Source organism: Mangrovibacter plantisponsor, assembly GCF_003182475.1.
Lineage (GTDB): Bacteria > Pseudomonadota > Gammaproteobacteria > Enterobacterales > Enterobacteriaceae > Mangrovibacter > Mangrovibacter plantisponsor.
Map to the genome: position 1 here is coordinate 135,452 of NZ_QGTS01000011.1, position 21,135 is coordinate 156,586.

17 protein-coding genes are annotated in these 21,135 nt (G+C 49.4%); 6 read left to right on the forward strand and 11 right to left on the reverse strand.

The genetic code is table 11. The features are described from left to right. Window positions 1–48: 48 nt before the first annotated feature. From aaeB to aaeX, 3 genes are read right to left on the reverse strand one after another with little or no spacing between them, the layout of a single operon-like run. Window positions 49–2,019 (reverse strand): p-hydroxybenzoic acid efflux pump subunit AaeB, encoded by a 1,971-nt coding sequence (gene aaeB / locus DES37_RS18115; protein WP_110027157.1) that lies wholly within the window; start codon window positions 2,017–2,019, stop codon window positions 49–51. Window positions 2,020–2,024: 5 nt separating this feature from the next. Next, on the reverse strand, window positions 2,025–2,957 hold the full coding sequence (gene aaeA, locus DES37_RS18120) for a p-hydroxybenzoic acid efflux pump subunit AaeA (RefSeq protein WP_036104990.1): 933 nt from the start codon (window positions 2,955–2,957) through the stop codon (window positions 2,025–2,027). Between the two features lie 7 nt (window positions 2,958–2,964). Further along, window positions 2,965–3,168: a p-hydroxybenzoic acid efflux pump operon protein AaeX gene (gene aaeX / locus DES37_RS18125; protein ID WP_036104992.1), complete on the reverse strand. Its 204-nt coding sequence runs from the start codon at window positions 3,166–3,168 to the stop codon at window positions 2,965–2,967. A gap of 185 nt (window positions 3,169–3,353) precedes the next feature. Here aaeX and aaeR point away from each other — a divergent pair, with 185 nt between their 5' ends. Next, window positions 3,354–4,286: an HTH-type transcriptional activator AaeR gene (gene aaeR / locus DES37_RS18130; RefSeq protein WP_036104995.1), complete on the forward strand. Its 933-nt coding sequence runs from the start codon at window positions 3,354–3,356 to the stop codon at window positions 4,284–4,286. A 63-nt stretch (window positions 4,287–4,349) separates the two neighbouring features. Here the strand turns inward: aaeR and tldD are convergent, their stop codons facing one another. The 8 genes from tldD to csrD all read right to left on the reverse strand — a co-directional run bounded on the left by tldD (window position 4,350) and on the right by csrD (window position 16,641). Next, a complete protein-coding gene (tldD, locus tag DES37_RS18135; RefSeq protein WP_110027159.1) occupies window positions 4,350–5,795 on the reverse strand; it encodes a metalloprotease TldD in 1,446 nt (481 codons plus the stop codon). Window positions 5,796–5,882: 87 nt separating this feature from the next. Beyond that, the gene (gene yhdP, locus DES37_RS18140) at window positions 5,883–9,689 is read right to left on the reverse strand and encodes an AsmA2 domain-containing protein YhdP (RefSeq protein WP_110027160.1); all 3,807 of its coding nucleotides are present in this window, start codon (window positions 9,687–9,689) and stop codon (window positions 5,883–5,885) included. A 29-nt stretch (window positions 9,690–9,718) separates the two neighbouring features. Next, window positions 9,719–11,188, reverse strand: coding sequence for a ribonuclease G (gene rng, locus DES37_RS18145; RefSeq protein WP_036105004.1), 1,470 nt, complete (start codon window positions 11,186–11,188; stop codon window positions 9,719–9,721). Beyond that, complete coding sequence (locus DES37_RS18150) at window positions 11,178–11,771, reverse strand: Maf family protein (RefSeq protein WP_036105011.1); 594 nt, start codon at window positions 11,769–11,771, stop codon at window positions 11,178–11,180. Before DES37_RS18150 ends, rng begins: the two co-directional genes overlap by 11 nt. A gap of 9 nt (window positions 11,772–11,780) precedes the next feature. Further along, window positions 11,781–12,269 carry a rod shape-determining protein MreD gene (mreD, locus tag DES37_RS18155; protein WP_036105019.1) on the reverse strand — a complete coding sequence of 163 codons (489 nt, stop codon included), beginning with the start codon at window positions 12,267–12,269 and terminating at the stop codon, window positions 11,781–11,783. Further along, a complete protein-coding gene (mreC, locus tag DES37_RS18160) occupies window positions 12,269–13,291 on the reverse strand; it encodes a rod shape-determining protein MreC (protein WP_036105031.1) in 1,023 nt (340 codons plus the stop codon). The genes mreD and mreC overlap by 1 nt, the downstream gene beginning before the upstream one ends. A gap of 63 nt (window positions 13,292–13,354) precedes the next feature. Further along, the gene (mreB, locus tag DES37_RS18165; protein WP_000913396.1) at window positions 13,355–14,398 is read right to left on the reverse strand and encodes a rod shape-determining protein MreB; all 1,044 of its coding nucleotides are present in this window, start codon (window positions 14,396–14,398) and stop codon (window positions 13,355–13,357) included. Window positions 14,399–14,700: 302 nt separating this feature from the next. After that, window positions 14,701–16,641 carry an RNase E specificity factor CsrD gene (csrD, locus tag DES37_RS18175; protein ID WP_110027162.1) on the reverse strand — a complete coding sequence of 647 codons (1,941 nt, stop codon included), beginning with the start codon at window positions 16,639–16,641 and terminating at the stop codon, window positions 14,701–14,703. A gap of 297 nt (window positions 16,642–16,938) precedes the next feature. On the opposite strand from csrD, the gene msrP reads away from it, so the two are divergent. The 5 genes from msrP to accC all read left to right on the forward strand — a co-directional run bounded on the left by msrP (window position 16,939) and on the right by accC (window position 21,077). Beyond that, on the forward strand, window positions 16,939–17,943 hold the full coding sequence (gene msrP / locus DES37_RS18180) for a protein-methionine-sulfoxide reductase catalytic subunit MsrP (protein ID WP_110027164.1): 1,005 nt from the start codon (window positions 16,939–16,941) through the stop codon (window positions 17,941–17,943). Then, entirely contained in the window at window positions 17,944–18,549 is a 606-nt protein-coding gene (msrQ, locus tag DES37_RS18185) for a protein-methionine-sulfoxide reductase heme-binding subunit MsrQ (protein ID WP_110027166.1), read from the forward strand. It begins immediately after the preceding gene. Between the two features lie 224 nt (window positions 18,550–18,773). Next, window positions 18,774–19,226 (forward strand): type II 3-dehydroquinate dehydratase, encoded by a 453-nt coding sequence (aroQ, locus tag DES37_RS18190; RefSeq protein ID WP_110027168.1) that lies wholly within the window; start codon window positions 18,774–18,776, stop codon window positions 19,224–19,226. A gap of 20 nt (window positions 19,227–19,246) precedes the next feature. Next, window positions 19,247–19,717 carry an acetyl-CoA carboxylase biotin carboxyl carrier protein gene (gene accB, locus DES37_RS18195; protein ID WP_110027169.1) on the forward strand — a complete coding sequence of 157 codons (471 nt, stop codon included), beginning with the start codon at window positions 19,247–19,249 and terminating at the stop codon, window positions 19,715–19,717. A 10-nt stretch (window positions 19,718–19,727) separates the two neighbouring features. Next, the gene (accC, locus tag DES37_RS18200; protein WP_036105054.1) at window positions 19,728–21,077 is read left to right on the forward strand and encodes an acetyl-CoA carboxylase biotin carboxylase subunit; all 1,350 of its coding nucleotides are present in this window, start codon (window positions 19,728–19,730) and stop codon (window positions 21,075–21,077) included. The last annotated feature ends 58 nt before the right edge of the window (window positions 21,078–21,135 follow it).

A 21,135-nucleotide genomic window follows, 5' to 3' on the forward strand; every position in this document is an offset into this window, starting at 1 on the left:
GCGTGATTGATAAAAGAAACCGGCATAATGCCGGTTTCTTTTTTGCGATCATGAGTGACTTTCTGTTAGTGCGTGCTGGTACTTGTTCAGCATTTCTGTAAGTCGACGTACTGGCTCGGTAACACTAAGCGGTGCATCCCACTGTTCCAGTTTTTGCTGGTAAATAACTAACTCGTGCAACAAACGCTGAAAGTATTCACGCCGCCGGAAATTATTGGATGACGACGTAATACGGTCTGCTGTACGCCGTAATTGCCGGTGAAAAGCCGACAACTCATCATTCACGGGAACCGGGGCATCGCGCAGGCGCTGATGGGCAATAATCAGGTTAAGCGCCAGCCGAAAGCGCGCAATATCTCCCGGAAACTTATTCAACAGCAGGAACAATTGTTGGTACAGTGCTGGTAAATGATTTTCCTTACGGCGTACCACATTTGTGGTGAGTGAAGATACAGCGGCTGACATAAGCTGGTTCAAAATATTCTGCCCGGTTTGTTCGCGCGAATTATCCCGAATGACAGAAATTACGATCATAGCCAGCACCACGCCCACCAACTGCCCCAATGCATTGTCGAGGAAAAAGTTGAAGTCGAACTGCATGGGGTTATCCAACACAATAATGTTGATAGTACCGGCAAGCGTCGCCATTGAACCCAACTGGCGTTTTTGCACCTGAACCCCAATGAAAAAACCAAGAATAGCCAGACTCAGGCACAGCAAAAGCATGCTTTGCTGTGTTGCGGGGATAATAAACAGGAAATAGAGTGCGCCGAGTGGCAATGCCATCAGCATGCCGTAGACAAAATCAAGACACACCATACGTGGGTTAGGCAGACGCATCGCCAGTGAAGTGACAACGGCTATCATCACCATCGCACCACTACCTGATGTCCAGCCCGTCCACAACCAGAACAGTGTACCCAAAATACAGGACACCGACGTGCGCCAGAAGTTAATCATCGCATGATGGCGTTCCGCTGATACCGGCTTAACAACCGGCTCCCCATTGAGAACCTCTTCTTCAACGGCACTGATTTTAGTATTCGCGTTAACACCACGTTTTAACAGCAAAAAACGAGTTGCGGAGCCCACCCAGGTATAAATCGTAACCGGAGTATCATCACCACTGATTGAAATAACCCGGCGCATCAGTTTCAACCGCCGGTGAACATCAGCGGCCGATTCAACCGGCAGTTCGAACAAGTAATGGAACTCCGAGGGTACGGCTTCTGGGCGGGTATTCTGAATCAAAAAGGTTTCAGCAGCCTGAGTTATCATGGTCAGCGACAAGGAGTGGATAACATTCAAACGGCGAGTCGCTTTATCCCAACGGGAGGATTCCAATTTTAAATTACTTCTCATCCCGTTTAGTGCATTCGTGCGTCGCAACAAATTACTCCAGGCTTTATCAACATCTTCGCGGGAACTGTGCGCAATACACAGTTGCATCAACCGGTAATGGTCAACGACTATCTCTTCCAGCTCTTTATCAATTTCTTGTTTAATTGAGCGCGGTGAAAAAAGCAGGTCAGCAACAATAGCGCACATTATCCCAATGACGATTTCACTGCAGCGTTCTACAGCAAACTGCGGAGTCAGCAGCGGGGCTTTCTGTATGGTAATTACAATGATCAGCGCTGTATAACCGGAAAGCCCCCATGCATATGAGTTTTCGACCCGTACCAGAGAAGAAACCCAGGTACAAAACCCCGCCCATATGCAGCAGACTATCAGCATAAGTAACGGGGACCGAATCAATAAAATGATAATGGCCAGTGCGGCAAAACAACCAATGAATGTCCCAATAATACGTAACATTCCCCGGTAGCGAATAGCCCCGGAGTAAGGCTCTCCACCTGCAGCAAAAGCCGGGCCCGCAGCAACAATGGCAGCGGTCAGTACAGCCCAGCGAGGGGTCTCAAGCTGAAAATGAAACCCCACAAACAGCGCCAGCACAATGGCTGTAGCCAGCTTGATAGCGAAGCGCAAATGAATCTGAGAGATGGAGAAAAAGCCCATGATAATTAACCAAACTCACGAAAACGGCGGAAAAACTTACTGATAAAAGACATGTTCTCAGTATTCCGGTCATGCTTTCCGGTAACAACAACCGTTGCCGTTGTGCCTGCCGGGAACAAGTTGCCATACTGCTTATCCAGGTGAATACGCACCGGAACCCGTTGCGCCAGGCGTACCCATTCAAGGTTTGAGTCAACGCTCGCCATGCCTTTCGTATCCTGGCTGCTGCTGGCGTTTGTCACCCCGGCGGCAATACTGTTTACCGAACCATGTAAAACCTTATTACTACCCAGAGGCGTAATTTCGACACGGTACCCGGGCCGCACACCATCCAGCTTAGTTTCTTCCATGTAAGCCACTACATAGAAAGAATTTTCTTTCACCAGCGCTACGGATGTTGAACCACGAGTAATAAACTCACCGGCATAAACATTAAGGTTGGTTACCCAGCCATCTGCTGGGGCATAAACAACAGTTCGCGCAAGGTCTAGTTTTGCCACATCTCGAGTTGCCCGGGCTTTTGCCAGTTGGTGTTCCATTGTCTGCAGGCTATTGTTCGCCTGATCGATTTGTTCTTTTGCCACTGCACCAACCCCCAGGCGGTTACGGCGAATGGCTTCGCGACGTTTTTCTTCTACCTGAGCCTGGTAGTACGCAACATCCGCCTCTGCTTCAGCCAGAGCCTCTTTGTAACGCGGCTGATCAATCACGAACAGTACCTGCCCCTTTTTCACCAACTGGTTATCATGAACATCAACGTGCTCAATCAAACCGGAAACATCCGGTGCAATAGCCACAATATCGGCACTAAAGCGGGCATCTCTTGTCCAGGGCGACTCGGTATAAAACGACCAAACCCGGAATACAGCAATAAAGGCCAGAATAACCAACACCACGGTGATTGCCGTGCGGGTCAGATTTTTTGTTAGTGTTTTCACTTCTACCTCAAACAAACAGGCGGGTTATTAACCAGAACAGACAACAATACAAAGCTGTATTGAACAATGCAGGGTGCCAGACAAAATCATAGATACCAGTGGGAACCAGTACTCTACGCAGCCCCCAAAATAGTGCCAGCGATAATAGCAACTCGAAAAAAATCGGCGGAAACGAAAGGCCGAATACTACAATAACCGGAAATAGAGTCATTTTTGTCCTGATATGAACGGAGCAGGCGATACCATTAATTTTGTTAACACACCGTAGCCACATCAAACGAAGAATTTTGCAGGCAGGAACTACGCAGTGCTCAATCTAATAATAATATATTAGCGTAACTGTTATGCTGTTATCTATAATCTGTGATCTAAATCACTTTTAAGCCAGAGTGAATAATGGAACGACTTAAACGGATGTCAGTCTTTGCCAAAGTAGTTGAACTGGGGAGTTTCACCGCCGCGGCAAGGCAATTGCAAATGAGTGTCTCGTCAATCAGCCAGACTATTGCAAAACTGGAAAATGAACTTCAGGTAAAACTACTTAATCGCAGCACTCGTAGCCTGGGCCTGACTGAAGCGGGGAAAATTTATTACCAGGGCTGCCGGCGCATGTTGCACGAAGCGCGGGAAGTACACGAACAACTTTACGCGTTTAACAACACGCCGATAGGGACACTGCGCATTGGCTGCTCCTCAACCATGGCGCACAATATTCTGGCCGTCATGACAGCCAACATGCTGAAAGAATACCCCGGGTTGTCTGTTAACCTGGTGACAGGTATTCCGGCACCAGACCTGATTGCCGATGGGCTGGATGTAGTTATTCGTGTTGGTGCGCTGAGTGATTCCAGCCTGTTTTCCCGGCGCCTGGGTGCCATGCCAATGGTTATCTGTGCCGCGAAAAAGTATCTTAACCAGTACGGTATACCGGAAAAACCCGCCGACCTGAGTAACCACTCGTGGCTGGAGTACAGCGTTCGCCCGGATAATGAATTTGAGTTGATTGCTCCAGAAGGGATAACCACGCGGATGACCCCCCAGGGGCGGTTTGTTACCAATGACCCTATGACATTATCTCGCTGGTTAAGTGAAGGTGCAGGGATTGCCTATGTGCCACTGATGTGGGTACTGGATGAAATAAAACGGGGAGACCTGGAAATATTACTGCCTCGCTACCAGTCTGATCCTCGCCCAGTCTATGCACTGTATACTCAAAAAGATAAATTACCGCTGAAAGTGCAAGTCTGTATTAACTGGCTGATGGAATACTTTGTGAACGTTGCAGAGACTTACCAGGAAATGCATGGTCGGCATAGTAATCAGGGGTAAAAAATAAGCCGCCATGAAAATGGCGGCCTGGTATGTAACCCGTATTTTGCATTGTTCCTGTTATCAGGCCGTTCCGCCAACAGTGAGGTTATCCACTTTAAGTGTCGGTTGCCCCACTCCGACAGGAACACTCTGCCCTTCTTTACCACAGACGCCGACGCCGTTATCCAAACGGAGATCGTTACCCACCATTGAGATCTGCTGCATCGTTTCGATACCAGAACCAATAAGCGTTGCCCCCTTCACCGGTTTCGTCACTTTCCCTTTTTCAATTAAATAGGCTTCTGAAGTGGAGAAAACGAATTTCCCGGAGGTAATATCAACCTGACCACCGCCAAAGTTCGGGGCATACAGGCCATATTCAACGGATGCAATAATGTCTTCTGGTGTAGACTTGCCTGCCAGCATATAGGTGTTTGTCATACGCGGCATCGGTAAGTGCGCATAAGATTCACGCCGGCCATTACCTGTCGGGGACATATCCATCAGGCGTGCGTTCATTTTATCCTGCATAAACCCTTTGAGTACGCCGTTTTCAATCAGTACGTTGTACTGCCCGGGCACCCCTTCATCATCAATCGCAACAGAACCACGACGATTTGCCAGCGTGCCGTCATCAACGACAGTGCAGAGTTCAGACGCCACCAGTTTGCCCATCTGACCACTGAATACAGAAGTCCCGCGACGGTTAAAATCGCCTTCCAGGCCATGCCCGACGGCTTCATGTAACAATACTCCCGGCCAACCGGCACCTAATACAACCGGCAGTGTACCGGCTGGAGCAGCCACCGCGGACAAGTTGACCAGCGCCATACGAACGGCTTCGTGCGCCCAGGCATCAGCCCTGACTGTGCCATCTTCTTCTTCAAGGAACCAGGCATAATCAAACCGGCCTCCTCCGCCACTTGAGCCGCGCTCGCGTTTGCCATCTTCTTCAACCTGCACACTGACTGATAAGCGGACTAATGGCCGTACATCGGCTGCCAAAGTACCATCCGTGGCAGCAACCAGTATCAACTCGTACACACCCGTCAGGCTGGCATTCACTTCTTTCACGCGAGCATCGGCAGAACGCGCCACGTTGTCTACACGGCGTAAAATATCCAGCTTCTCCTCACGGCTCATACCTTGCAGTGGATCGAGCTGCATATAACGTGCGGGCGTTGCTACAGCGCTAAACGCTTTGGTTTGACCTTCACCTTGCTCCTGCACAATGCTGCGTGCGGCCTGGGCACTTTGTTGCAAGGCCTCAAGGCTAATCTGGTCTGCATAAGCAAACCCAGTTTTTTCACCGCTTATTGCACGAATACCGACACCCTGGTCAATATTCCATGAACCATCTTTAATAATACGGTCTTCCAGAACCCAGGATTCGTGATAGCTGGACTGGAAGTAGAGATCGCCGTAATCAAGGCGACGCTGTGATAATTGACCCAGGATAGAAAACAAGTCTTGATGACTTAATCCATTCGCGGACAATAACTGCTCGGTTACCAGATTCAGACTCATCGTGCTTATTACTCTTATGCTGACCACCCAACGGGTGGTGAAATGTTTTATCTATTGAGCTTGCGGTAATTCATCGCTAACGTCAAATCATTGCGTGGCGGTTTTACGAGGTTGCCGTAATACTTCGTTAATCCGCGGCTTATCTATCGGGCCCGTGATTTGGTAACGCAGCAAGGCAATTTTACTCCACAAAGGCCCCAGTACTTTACTGGCGGCAAACACCGCAGCACCAACTATCGGGTTCACCGCAAAAGCCGTAGCCACCCCCACAGTTGCTGAAATTTCAGGTGCCACAGCAGCTTCAATGTTCAACTGCCGGTTAACCAAATCAACAGTACCTTTCATTGCTATATCAGCTTCCAGCCCGTCCACCAGCGTATCATCGGTGTGCAACGTACCGTCTTTAATCCAGGCAGTGCTACGGATGGAGTCAAAATAAAAACCACTGCCAAAAGTATCACTGAAATCAAAGCGCAATTTACGTAATAAGGCATCAAAACTCACCAACCGCAGAAGTTGGCCCGCATGCCCTGTTTCCAGTTCAGATATTTTTCCTTTACCCAGTTTGGTTTTAATTACCCCATTCAGTGAGGCAACATCAGGATGCCAGGGAAGATTGCGCCAGTGCAGGTCGTATTCGGTGTTGAAAGAAGCCCCTTGTAACGGAGTACCAACGCCAAAGAAGCCGGTTGCCTTATCGATCGACTTGCCGCTCAGGACGCCTTTAAGCGATGTCCTTTCACTACCCGGCTGGTTAACCCACTCACCACTCGCCGTCAACTTTGCAAAGCCCGTATCAATAAGGCCCTGAGTTAACGTAAGCGTATTACCCTGAATCGCTAAATCTGCGTTAATACGACCATATTTTTGCCCCATCAGCCAACATTCTGCGCAGCGCATATTCAAATCAGGCCACTGGCTAAAATCAGTTGTACTGCCGGTCGCCGCCAATGTGTTTTCAGCCGTTTTATCAACCTTGAGCTCAGATAAAGCCGGGTTGTAATAAAGGTAGTTCAGCGATACGTCCCATGGGGTATTTTCACGCCGGGTTAATTTGCCATTAATTTCACGCCCGGTTACGTCAACAATTGTGCTGTCGGCAGCTTTATGCATCACCAGATTGAGGTTGTTCCATGCCTGTCCTGCAAACTGGAATGAAGGTGTTCGCAATGTGACAGCATCCGGGAAGCTCGCGCTGTTGCTTACTGTTTCAGCCGTCCCGGCTTGTAAGACAGCCAGCCATTGAGCACCATCAAGTGGTGGAAGGTTAAGTTCCACCATTTGGTTTTCAGGTAACGGGGGAATACTCCGCGAATCAGACACCCAAATAGCTCGATCCAGTGTCAGTTTTTTATTGAGTAACCAGTGGCTATTAAAGTGCGTGCTCTGCCCAAGGCTGCCGGTCAGCGAAAAACTGTGCATGTCACCTTTCGTTTTGATGACCAAAGGCAAAGGCTCACCAGCAGGTTTAGCCGCCGGGACTGGTAAGTGACTACTTACATTTTTCAAGTCACCTGTGAGGTCTACCTGCCAGGTTGCATCCCCCCGATAAGGTAAGGTCACCCCAACATTCCCTTTCCAGCCGAAAGAACCTTTTAAATTCTGGCTAAGAGCCTCAGGCAATACACCAGTACTGGCAGCCTGCCAGTTACCATTCAGGTTAATATCCACCTGATACGCTTTTTCCTGCTCTTGTGTTGTGAAATCAACGGTAAGAGGCTGATTAAACCAGGTTGCCTGCAGCGGCCCACTGGTTAAATTGCCATTATTAAAGCTGAACTCGCCGCTCAGGTGATGCAAGGTGCTGTTAAGGGGAACAACCAACAACGTGTTATCACGCAAAGAAACATTTCCCTGCGCTGTCGTCATTTCACCATCTAAAGGTATAGCCAAATGTAAGCGAGCGCTTACATCCCCTTTCAGTTTGAGTTCATCAAGGGTTGTGCCAAGCGTATCCGCCAGAGGCGTTTGTTTGAAATATGGTCCAACAGATTCCCCCGGCCCTTTGATATCAGCATCAATAAATAGTTTTTCTTTAGCATAGTCAGGAATCACGGCGTCCAGATTACTGGCAGTAACCCCGCCCAAAATCGCTTTGGGAGCCTTCATCCACAAACCGTCATTACGAAAATCGAGATCAATATCAAGATGCTGGAGTGCAGGCCAGTCTGGCTGGAAAGCAAAAGTCGCGTCTTTGAGTGGAACAAAAACCTGGAACTGACCTTCATTATGCAGATATGGGAAAAAATGAGGGTTTCCTGAGTAAACCAGTGTCGCATTTTGCGCTTTCCCGGCTTTAATCGCACCACTGAGATAATCCACCAGCGGTTTGCCCATCAGGTTTTCCGGGAAATAGCGCCATGCCTGCCCCCCGTCAGTTGCCGTGATCCCGGCCAGTATTTTAAGCCAGGGCTGGTCACCTTCCGGGTGCTGATAACTGAAATCGCCATGAGCCTGAACACCATTGGCCTGTACATTGATATTATTTCCGTCAATCCGCAGACCCTGAGCATCATTTTGCCAACGTAAAGTAGCATCACCTTGTGCGATTTCCAGTGGTGCGCGGAAAACATGCTCATAAGGCATACGGGCATTATGGATATTCAGAAAAAGACGGCCATTGTTCAGGCTGCCCATAATATTGCCGCCAACATGCTGTGCACCTGGCAGTAGCTTCCACTGGTTCCAGGAAAGGTCATGCCACTGCGCCTGCATGCGCAATGTTTCTGGTTTATCTAAGGGAATATCCAGCGCCAGTAAGTCTATATTTCCTGCCGGGTGCAGAGTACGCCAGACATCGACAAATTTTGGAGCGAATGTTTCCGCCAGCGGGAGCAACGGCGCCAGGTAATCAGGAGTCAACTGGTTCGCCCGAATGCGTAGTTCCCCCCCTGAAAACGCGGGAGTAGCCGTTTTTTTTGTAGCATCGGGTAGCCAGGCAAGCACCATACTCCCCTGAGCCCACGACTGATCATCCAGTTTCAGACCTGATAACGGAAATTGCACTTGCCAGCCGGTGCCCAGCTTAGAGATATGGGTAAGCAGATTTTGTACCGAAAGCTGATGCCGGAATTTGTCACCAGACCATTCCGCGCCACCTTGCTGTAGCCAGATGTCCGCGCTCTCCAGCTCACCGTCTTTGATATTGACCCAGGTCGCCATGCTGAAGCGTGCACGATTCAACTTAACGTTGTCCTGCATCCACTCACCAAACCAGGGCTTAACATCGACATCATCTGCCTGCATCCAGATTTTCCCGGAGTTCAGCGTGCCATTTTGGTCACGCAAATCCATGCGCACATTCACCAGCCCGTGTTGCCCGTTAAAACTGGACAGGCTTATCTCACCTTCGGCCCGGTGACGTTTATTGTCATTCAGCCAGGTTAAATGAGGAATATGTAAGTTGGCCCGCTGGCCTGAAAGCGTTAAAAAGCTGATGTTGCTGTCGCGCAAATCGAAGTGGTCAAATTGCCGTAAAAACAGATCATTGAGCTTACTGACCTCAAAATCTGTCGTTTCACCGTTATGGGAAATGGCCGTATTGGTCACGGCGTTTAATTGGTAGAAAGTAAGATCACGGAATTGCCAGCGAGTGTGTAACAAGCTTTGCCAGATATCCAGCGCCAGCGTGACTCGCTTGATAGTGAGGGTGCCTCTGTCTTTCAGGAGGACATTGATGTCACGAATATCCAGGGTAGGACCAAATGTCTGCCATGAAGCATGGATTTCACTGGCCTCGACAGGAATACCGGTAACCTGTTCAACTTTAGCAAGAATGGGTTCCCGCCAGCTATTCAGATGCGGCAAGGCAAGGCGCAGCCCACTGACCAGTAGCGCAATAACGACAACCAGTGCAGCAAAGGTGAGCAGCAAGATGCCCGGCAGTCGCTTCACATTTCTCTCCTTGTCTGCTGGCGGCAGTGCTACATCATGACCACATCAAACTGCTCCTGATTATAGAGCGGCTCTATCTGAACTTTAACTTGTTTACCTACGAAAATTTCTACCTCAGCCAGTGCATGAGATTCTTCGCTCTTCAGTGCTTCAGCAACAGACGGAGAAGCGTAAACCAGGAAACGATCAGAATCATAAGCATGATGGACGCGCACAATTTCACGCATAATCTCGTAGCAGACGGTTTCGACGGTTTTTACAGTACCACGCCCATGGCAAGTTGGGCATTCACTGCACAGAACGTGCTCCACACTTTCCCGTGTACGCTTACGGGTCATTTCCACCAGGCCAAGGGCAGAAAAACCATTAACACTGGTTTTAACACGATCTTTGCTCAGAGCCTGCTCCAGGGAGTGTAATACCCGGCGCCGGTGGTCATCATTACTCATGTCGATAAAATCGATAATGATAATCCCACCCAGGTTGCGCAAACGTAACTGCCGGGCAACGGCCTGAGTCGCTTCAATGTTGGTGTTAAAGATGGTGTCATCAAGGTTACGGTGCCCCACAAAAGCGCCCGTGTTGATATCAATGGTGGTCATCGCTTCTGTCTGGTCGATAATCAAATACCCACCAGATTTCAGTTCAACCTTGCGCTCAAGAGCACGCTGGATTTCATTTTCAACATCGTAGAGATCAAAGATAGGCTGGCGGCCACTGTAATGTTCCAGCTTGGCTGTCATATCCGGAATATATTCAGCAGTAAACTCCAGCAGCATTTCATATGTCAGCCGGGAGTCTACGCGAATTCTGTCCAGTGAGGCATCAGCGAAGTCACGCAATACTCGCTGAGCCAGTGCTAACTCACCATACAGCTGGCAGCGGGTTTGAGGGCGTTTACGGCGTTCAATAACTTTACGCCAGACGCGTTTCAAATAAGCAGCATCAGAAGCCAGGTCTTTCTCACATATACCTTCTGCCGCGGTGCGAATGATAAAACCGCCCATTTCGTCGCAATAAACACTCACAACCTGTTTGAGGCGCTCACGCTCTTCTTCACTTTCAATGCGCTGTGATACACCAACATGAGACGCACCAGGCATGAAAACCAGATAGCGGGAAGGGAGTGTAATATCTGTCGTTAAACGGGCGCCTTTCGTGCCCAGGGGATCTTTCACCACCTGAACCACCAGATCCTGCCCCTGACGAACTAACTCGGAAATATCCCGTACCGTGAAGTTTTTCTGTTCTTCACCCGCAACACATTCAGTATGCGGCATGATATCTGAGGCATGTAAGAATGCTGCTTTATCAAGGCCAATATCTACAAATGCCGCCTGCATGCCCGGAAGTACACGACTCACGCGACCTTTGTAGATATTGCCTACAATTCCCCGGCGAGCTTCACGTTCAATGTGGATTTCCTGCAGAATTCCACCATCAATGTAAGCCACCCGAGTTTCAGAAGGGGTAATATTGACTAATAACTCAGCCGTCATGATTGTTTTTTCCTTCGCGTAACGCACTAAACGTCGCTATTAATGCATCAGTTTCAACCAGAGGCAGGCCAACCACAGCGTGGTAACTACCATTAATTTTTATCACAAAACGCCCCCCCAGCCCCTGGATTCCATATGCTCCAGCTTTATCCATTGGTTCACCTGATGCAACATACTCTGCGATATCACGCTCTGATAATGGGCGAAATGTCACCTCAGTCACTACCAGGCAGTCCAGCAAATGGGTGCTGTCCGCAATGGCAACTGCAGTCATAACCTGGTGCGTTTTCCCGGAGAGTAACTGTAACATAGCACAGGCATGAGCTTGATCCTGCGGTTTTTCAAGAACTTCTCCATTTAATACCACAATGGTATCTGCACCTAATACCGGTAAATCCCGGGAGGCCATGCCAACCCCGGCAGTGGCTTTATCCCGGGCGAGGCGTGACACGTATTGTTGCGCGGTTTCCCCTGGCTGGCGGATTTCATCCACACCAGTAACAATGCGTTCAAATGAAACGCCCAACTGCGTCAGCAATTCCTGGCGACGAGGTGAACCTGAAGCGAGATACAATGTTGTCATCATTACCTGCTACTGCACGGCAAATTGCTGGCGCACTTTGCGCATAAGTAAGAAAAGCCAGGGCCAAAGCACGCCATTGACCACACTGCTCCAGTAAATTTCCGGATGAAATGTAACGTCAATGACCAAAAACTCAGCCCAGAAGACAAGTAAATCAGCAGCCAGAGAGAGCACTACAATCACTAACGCCTGTTGCCATAAGGCAAGATTGCGCAATAGCTGAAATTTTAACGCAACCAGGTAGGCAATAATGCTCAGTGAAAGTGCCCGGATACCCAGCGTTGAGCCACTGATAAGATCAAGTATGGCTCCCATTATAAATCCGGTACCAACATTTACCCTGTGCGGCAACGCCAGTATCCAGTAAATAAGGATAAGCAATACCCAATCTGGCCGGAAAACAATGATTTGTTCCGGCCATGGCATAACCTGCAATATCAGCGCAATGATAAAAGATAAAACGATTACCCAACGCCCCTGGCTACGATAACTCGCCACTACTGACCTCCCTGTAAGGATGGCGCCCCGTTTTGGGGTTCAGTAGCTGCCGGTGGTTGAGACAGGCCCGTTGCTGGCGCAGGTATTGGCGCAGGCGGCCCCATTTGCCCCGGAGCTGGCAATACTTGCGGCATCATTTGCATCAGGCGCTCATTGGCAACACGGTGGACTTCATCTGGTGTCATTGGGTGTAACCCCTGGCGGTCGGCCCCCCACAGCAACAGCAAATAGCGTAAGCGCTGCAGACCCGCAGTAGGACGCGCCTGGATGACAGTGTAAGCACGCTGTGTATCCAGTTTGACAGAAGAGACAACCGCCACGGGGTAACCTTCCGGGAAACGCCCACCCAGACCGGATGTCACTAACACATCCCCGACCCGGATATCTGTATTGGCAGGTAAATGTTCAAGCTGGAGATCATCTGTGCAGCCATTACCTGCAGCAATAACACGGATGTCATTACGCAATACCTGAATAGGTAAAGCATGTGTGGCATCGCAAATTAACAACACCCGGCTGGTAAATTTCGCTACGGCAACAACCTGCCCAACGACGCCTTTGTCACTGATAACCGGCTGGCCTTCATAAACCCCATTCACGCTGCCTTTATCAATGACGACCTGGTCACTGTATGGGTCGGTACCCGCCGAAATTACCTGCGTCACCATTTTTTGCTCATCCTGACGCAAAGGAGAACCCAGTAATTCACGCAGGCGTGCGTTTTCCTGCCGATACTGCCCAAGCAGAAGCAAATCACTGTTCTTTAGTAATAATTCCCGACGCAGAGCACGGTTTTCCAGCTCTAGTTGATCTCGCGATGCCAGAGTCTGTGACACGCTGTCCAGCAATGCCCGCGGGCCATTGGAGATAAAATAGAAAGGGCTGACAGCCGTATCCATATAGGCCCGGATCTGACTAAACATACCCAGGCGGCTGTCCGCAACAATGACGCCCAGCGCCACCGCTACGGCCAGAAAAAGGCGAATCTGTAGCGAAGGGCCACGGCTAAAAATAGGCTTCATAGGCTATGCGTATTCCTGGGCTGGCAACAAGGGCAATCAGGCGATTGCCCCTTTCAGCATTAATTACTCTTCGCTGAACAAATCACCGCCGTGCATATCGATCATTTCCAGCGCTTTACCACCGCCACGAGCAACACACGTCAGAGGATCTTCAGCAACAACAACAGGAATGCCCGTTTCTTCCATCAACAAGCGGTCCAGATTGCGCAGCAACGCACCACCACCTGTTAATACCATACCGCGTTCAGAGATATCAGAAGCCAGTTCTGGCGGGCACTGTTCCAGCGCAACCATAACCGCACTCACAATACCTGTCAGAGGCTCCTGCAGGGCTTCAAGAATTTCATTTGAATTCAGCGTGAACCCACGAGGCACACCTTCAGCAAGGTTACGCCCACGAACTTCAATCTCACGAACTTCGTCGCCCGGGTAAGCGGAACCGATTTCATGCTTAATACGTTCGGCTGTCGCTTCACCAATCAGTGAGCCATAGTTACGACGAACATAATTAATGATAGCTTCATCGAAACGGTCACCGCCAATACGAACAGAAGAAGAGTACACCACGCCATTCAGAGAGATGACCGCAACTTCAGTTGTACCACCACCGATATCTACAACCATAGAACCGGTTGCTTCGGAAACCGGAAGGCCTGCACCAATTGCAGCAGCCATCGGCTCTTCAATCAGAAAGACTTCACGTGCACCAGCACCCTGTGCGGACTCACGGATAGCACGACGCTCAACCTGAGTGGCGCCAACAGGCACACAAACCAGTACTCGCGGGCTTGGGCGCATAAAGCTATTGCTATGCACTTGCTTGATAAAGTGCTGCAACATTTTCTCGGTCACGAAAAAGTCTGCAATAACGCCATCTTTCATAGGACGAATAGCAGCAATGTTGCCAGGTGTACGGCCAAGCATTTGCTTTGCATCATGGCCTACTGCAGCCACACTCTTCGGCGAACCAGCACGGTCCTGGCGAATGGCCACAACAGACGGCTCATTCAACACAATGCCCTGTCCTTTTACATAAATAAGGGTATTCGCGGTACCCAGGTCAATGGACAGGTCGTTGGAAAACATGCCACGAAATTTTTTCAACATACTAAGGGATAATCCTGCAAGCTGGGGCGGAAACAAAATCCGCTTACTTTACCAACCACTCGACACAGCGACAAGGCGCAAAAACGTTCTGCATCGGTGAAAAATAGTGCAATTCATTTCCAGCTTTACAAAGTTGCTACCTGGCTCCCGGTGTACCAGTAAAATGCCACTAAGCAACTTTATATTTTGTTACATGGCTGGCCATAAATTGTCCGGTTTGCTGAGATACTCCGTCCGGCAAGCCGAGGCTCCCATAGGATTCAGCGGACGTTATTCTACGTGAAAACATCACAAACGGCAGGTTAAACCGAGTATCTTTGCAAATATTTTTTTACGTTCGTATCCAGTGCCTGTGTTGCAGCAATAAAATCACCCTGCGCGCCACTGACACCGCGATCAACTAACGTTTGCCACTCACCACGAGCCCTGACACCAGTGGCAAAAACTCGCGTCTGCATGCCGGTACATGCTTCAACAAGACTTCGTATCAACAACTGATTCTCTGTGCGCTTTTCGATATTGCGCACCAGACCGGGGTGAAGTTTGATCAACTCCACATTCAGTTCCTTTATATAAGCCGTACTGACCAGTGTCAGACCAGCCTGATTGACGGCAACTCTGCTACCCAGCGCTTTGATTAACCGAATAACAGATTGCAGACGACCGATATGTTGACACACATCTGCCTCAGGGAGTTCCAAAATAATTCGTCGCCTTAACGATTTCTCACATTGCATGAGTGTGTCACGTAGCCAACGCTGAAAAGGAGGGCGCAGCAGAGAATCCACCGTAATTGAAAATGCGAAGGTTTCTTCAGGCCAGAACTGGAGCAACTGGATTCCCCGGCTAATCATTTGCCGGTCCCAGGAATCAGCAAGACCAAACTGTTGCACTACTGGCATGTATTCAGCCGAAAGGACCTCCTGCTGCCCGTCAAATATCCGGCACAACAATTCCCGATGGTGCACTACGCCATCCTGCATCACTGCGGGTTTCTGGTAAATCCGTGGTCCACCTCGTTGTAAAACCCCTTCCAGCAAAGTACGCCAACGCACATTGCCGCGCACTTTTTCTGGGGTTGATTCATCCCAGGTTGACCAGCCATTGCCACCATGAAGCATTGCTTCCCGGGTAGCCACTTCAACCTGCTCCATCACCTGCTCAGTTGATTGCCCACTGCGCCACGCGGTAATCCCAATATGCAGCATATCGTTACGGTCCAGCATAGGAGTGGGAGGCAGTGCATCTACGGCATTAAGTAACTGGCCGGCAATGCTACCGGCTTCTTTTAGTGAGCGGTGGGGTAACAGCACAGCAAAATCACTGTGATAATAACGCGCCAGTAATGCTCCCGGGTAACGCATGATAAAAGTGGAAAGCATGTTGACCAGGCTGTAGAGATAATCATCAACAACACTTCTTCCCCAGGTTTCATGCAGCATTTCAAAGTCAGGCAGGCGAATCATCATAACAACACCATGACTCTGAACGTTGTCCTGCCCTTCGAGCAAGGTTGCCAGTTGATTATCAAAAAACAGACGATTATTCAGCCCTGTTCTGGAATCCTGAGCGGCATAGGCACGAATCAGATTCTCCACCCTGCCTTGTTGCTCGCCAGCATTTTGGATATCAGCCAACAGCACATCAAGTGCACTACTCAGGTTGTGAGGCCATTCATCCATTGTTCCCCGAATTCCTGCCCGGCGTTCCCCCTTAAGAATACGAATAGCCCGGGCTTCAAGATGTTCCAGCCCCTGAAACTGCCGTTTGATCCACCAGACAGCGAGCAAGGCCATTATCACGATGAACAACACCGCAATAGATAATGGTGTGGTTGCCAGAATAGAGTGAAAGTAATTGGCCATTGGATCCATCCAGACCAGCGTCAGTGTCATACCTGGGTGTTTAACCAGAGGGACATTCAGCGATTTATACTGCTGAGGAAGACCTGCCGGGTTATACCCTTCGGGCTGGTCATGGAGAAAAATGGGCACGCCATCCTGGCGGATAACCATTCTAACCACATCAACAGGCGTCATAATTTCATCGAAAAAGCGTGACTGAGTTTCTGGCGGGTACTCTAGCAGGCGATTATCTACGATAGTGGCGATCGCACTCACCCGCTGGTTCAGCTTCACCTGAACCGCGGTATAGAAACTCCATGAACACCCTATCAGAACAGCCAGCATGGCCAGCCCGGACAGTAATGTCACAATGGCAGAGAATTTTGTTGTCAGTCGCATCCTTGTGTGAACTCCGTCGGGCACCTCGTTAATTGGATAATATGCAGACTCGTTCGAAATGAGCGCCAGCCATGAAAACAGATGCACGTAAAACACACTGCATACTAGCAAATATCGCTGCGCTAACCAGGGTTTTTCTCAACAAATCCCCAGTGCTGGCGCAGACAAATCGGCCAACGGGCACTTTCTCTGCCTCATAAGTCTTAACAGAAAGTTGAATATTTGAAACTGGCTTCATCTGATTCCGCCCGCCATGCTTAGAACAACCCACCTGCATGGCAACAAAGGCAATCAATAATGAAAATGAAAAAACACCTCAGTGAAAACGATGTTACTCATGAAAGCGTATTTTTTATGCAGCGCCGGCAGGTTCTGAAAATGTTGGGCATTGGCGTAGCCAGTGCTGGCTTGCAGGCAAAAGCACAGGCAGATGTATTGTCGTGGTTTCAAGGTAATGACAGACCGGCAGCACCTTCGGGCAAACCACTGACCTTTACCCGCCCTGAAGCCTGGCAAGCAAAATTGACATTAACTCCGGAAGATAAAGTCACTGGTTATAATAATTTCTACGAATTTGGCCTGGATAAAGCGGACCCTGCAGCGAATGCAGGCACCCTGATTACCGACCCATGGACGCTGACCATAAGCGGTGAAGTTGCAAAGAAAATCACGCTTGATCATGATGACTTATATAAAAAACTACCACTGGAAGAACGAATTTACCGTATGCGCTGCGTAGAGGCCTGGTCAATGGTGGTTCCCTGGATTGGTTTCCCTTTAGCCAAACTACTGGCTTTGGCGGAACCCACCAGCAATGCAAAGTATGTTGCCTTCACAACTCGCTACGCCCCCGATCAAATGCCCGGCCAAAAAGACAGATTCATTGGCGGTGGCCTGGCATACCCTTATGTGGAAGGGTTGCGCATTGATGAAGCAATGCACCCTCTGACCTTAATGACAACCGGGGTTTATGGCAAAGCCTTACCGCCACAAAATGGTGCTCCGGTTCGCCTGATTGTTCCCTGGAAATACGGTTTCAAAGGCATAAAATCGATTGTCAGTATTCGTCTGACGCGTGAAAGACCACCCTGTACATGGAACCTGGCTGCTCCTGATGAATATGGCTTTTATGCCAATGTAAATCCTCATGTTGACCATCCCCGCTGGTCACAGGCTACAGAACGTTTCATTGGCAGCGGCGGTATTCTTGATGTCAAACGCCAGCCCACACTCTTGTTCAATGGCTATGCGGACCAGGTTGCTTCACTGTACCGTGGGCTGAATCTGCGGGAGAATTTTTAAGTGCGCCTGACACTTCAACATATTCGAATTCTAAAAGGCCTGCTGCACCTGCTGGCTGTTTTACCACTGGCATGGCTATTTTTTGCCGTGCACTATGGTTGGTTAAGTGCGGACCCGGCGAAGGACATTCAGCATTTTACTGGCCGTATGGCTCTGAAATGCTTACTGGTAACGTTGCTGATTTCGCCGCTTGCGAAATATTTGAAACAACCACTACTTATCCGGGTCAGGCGGCTAACCGGGCTGTGGTGCTTTGCCTGGGCATCCCTGCACTTATTAAGCTACATTTTTTTGGAGCTGGGAATCACACAATATCGGTTGCTTGGCGAGGAAATAATTCATCGCCCCTACCTGACGTTGGGAATAGCCTGTTGGATTATTTTGCTGGCACTGGCAGCAACATCAACAAGGAAGTTGCAACAGTGGATGGGAAGGCGCTGGCAAACATTACACAACGGAGTCTATCTGGTCGCTATCCTTGCACCGATTCACTATATCTGGTCAGTAAAAATATTGTCGCCACTGCCTTTGCTGTATGCAGGTGCGGCAATCCTGCTATTAATATGGCGATACAAAACATTTCGCCAGTGGTTTCGTCGCCGATAAGCCCGCCGGGCCTGATGCCACAGGCCCTCATCAGTACCCATACTCATCGCATGTTGATTATCTTCCCTGATAAGACCAGTATTTAGCTGCCAAATGCCACGAAATCATTATAATGTGCGACTTTGGTTCGCTCTGGAGCGTTATTTTAGTGCTCTCAGGTGACAATAACAGCCTTAAGGTATATTTTGTAAATTACCTGGAAAATTGCTGGAGATAGCAGCACGATGGCGAACAATTTTCACATTTTGCTTTTGAATGGCCCGAATCTCAATATGCTTGGGACACGTGAGCCTGAGAAGTATGGCTCACAAACGTTACCCGAGATAGTGGCTCATTTGGAAGCAGAAGCAGAAAGTTTGGGTGCTGTGCTGGATCATCTGCAATCTAACGCTGAACATGTGCTGATTGAGCGGATTCATCAGGCTAAAGACACCGTTGACTATATCCTGATAAATCCGGCCGCATATACGCACACCAGCGTGGCATTGCGTGATGCGTTACTGGCTGTGAACATTCCGTTCATAGAAATACATCTCAGCAATGTGCATGCGCGGGAACCTTTCCGCCATCATTCATATCTATCTGATATTGCCTCTGGCGTCATTTGCGGTTTAGGCGCCGATGGCTATTCATATGCACTACAGACAGCGGTAAAACGTCTGTCACAATCAAACTAACAAGAGTACGGAACGCACTCATGGATATTCGTAAGATTAAAAAACTGATCGAGCTGGTTGAAGAATCTGGCATCGCTGAACTGGAAATTTCTGAAGGCGAAGAGTCTGTTCGCATCAGCCGCGCAGTGGTGAACCCGGCTCCCATGATGCAGCAGGCTTATGCTGCTCCGGTTGCCATGCCCGCCGCTCAACCTGCACTTGCATCAGCCGTAGCTCCTGCTGCTGAGCCGGTAAAAGAAGCTTCTGCTGAGATCAGTGGTCATATCGTACGCTCCCCAATGGTTGGGACGTTCTATCGCACGCCAAGCCCGGATGCGAAAAACTTCGTAGAAGTGGGTCAGAAAGTCAGCGCTGGCGATACCTTATGTATCGTTGAAGCAATGAAAATGATGAACCAGATCGAAGCGGATAAGTCAGGCGTTGTGAAAGCCATTCTGGTCGAAAATGGTCAACCGGTTGAATTTGACGAGCCGCTGGTCGTCATCGAATAACGAGGCGAACATGCTGGATAAAATTGTCATCGCTAACCGTGGTGAAATTGCATTACGCATCCTGCGTGCCTGCAAAGAGCTGGGCATCAAAACGGTTGCAGTGCATTCCACCGCGGACCGCGATTTAAAACACGTACTGCTGGCAGATGAAACGGTTTGTATTGGACCGGCGCCTTCAGTTAAAAGTTACCTCAATATCCCGGCAATTATCGCTGCTGCTGAAATCACAGGCGCAGTTGCTATTCACCCGGGGTATGGTTTCCTGTCTGAAAACGCGAACTTTGCAGAGCAGGTTGAGCAGTCTGGTTTTATTTTCATCGGTCCGAAAGCAGAAACTATCCGTCTGATGGGTGATAAAGTTTCTGCAATCACAGCCATGAAAAAAACTGGCGTGCCTTGTGTACCTGGTTCTGATGGCCCTTTGGGCGACGACATGGATAAAAACCGTACCATTGCCAAACGCATTGGTTACCCGGTGATTATCAAAGCATCTGGCGGCGGTGGTGGCCGTGGGATGCGCGTTGTACGTAAAGAAGCTGACTTATCCCAGTCCATCACCATGACCCGTGCGGAAGCGAAAGCCGCTTTCAATAACGACATGGTATATATGGAAAAATACCTGGAAAATCCGCGCCATGTGGAAATTCAGGTACTGGCTGATGGGCAGGGTAACGCAATTTACCTGGCTGAGCGCGATTGCTCCATGCAACGCCGCCACCAGAAAGTTGTGGAAGAAGCCCCGGCACCAGGTATCACTCCTGAACTGCGTCGCTATATTGGTGAGCGCTGTGCGAAAGCTTGTGTGGATATCGGCTATCGTGGCGCCGGCACATTTGAGTTTCTGTTCGAAAACGGTGAGTTCTATTTCATTGAAATGAACACCCGTATTCAGGTTGAACACCCGGTGACCGAGATGATCACTGGCGTCGACTTGATCAAAGAACAGTTACGCATTGCTGCAGGCCAGCCATTATCCATTAAGCAGGAAGAAGTTGTGGTTCGTGGGCATGCGGTTGAATGCCGTATTAATGCCGAAGATCCTAATACCTTCCTGCCAAGCCCGGGTAAGATCACGCGTTTTCATGCTCCAGGTGGTTTTGGGGTGCGTTGGGAATCTCACATTTACGCAGGTTATACCGTTCCACCCTATTACGATTCAATGATAGGCAAGCTTATCTGCTTCGGTGAAACCCGTGATGTTGCGATTGCCCGTATGCGCAATGCGTTGCAAGAACTGATCATTGATGGCATCAAAACCAACGTTGATCTGCAATCACGTATTATGAGTGACGAGAACTTCCAGCATGGTGGTACCAACATCCACTATCTGGAGAAAAAACTCGGTTTGCAGGAAAAATAATCCCCTGCAGGAATCTGAAGGGCCGGTTACCGGCCCTTTTCTTTTTTTATTTCCTCTC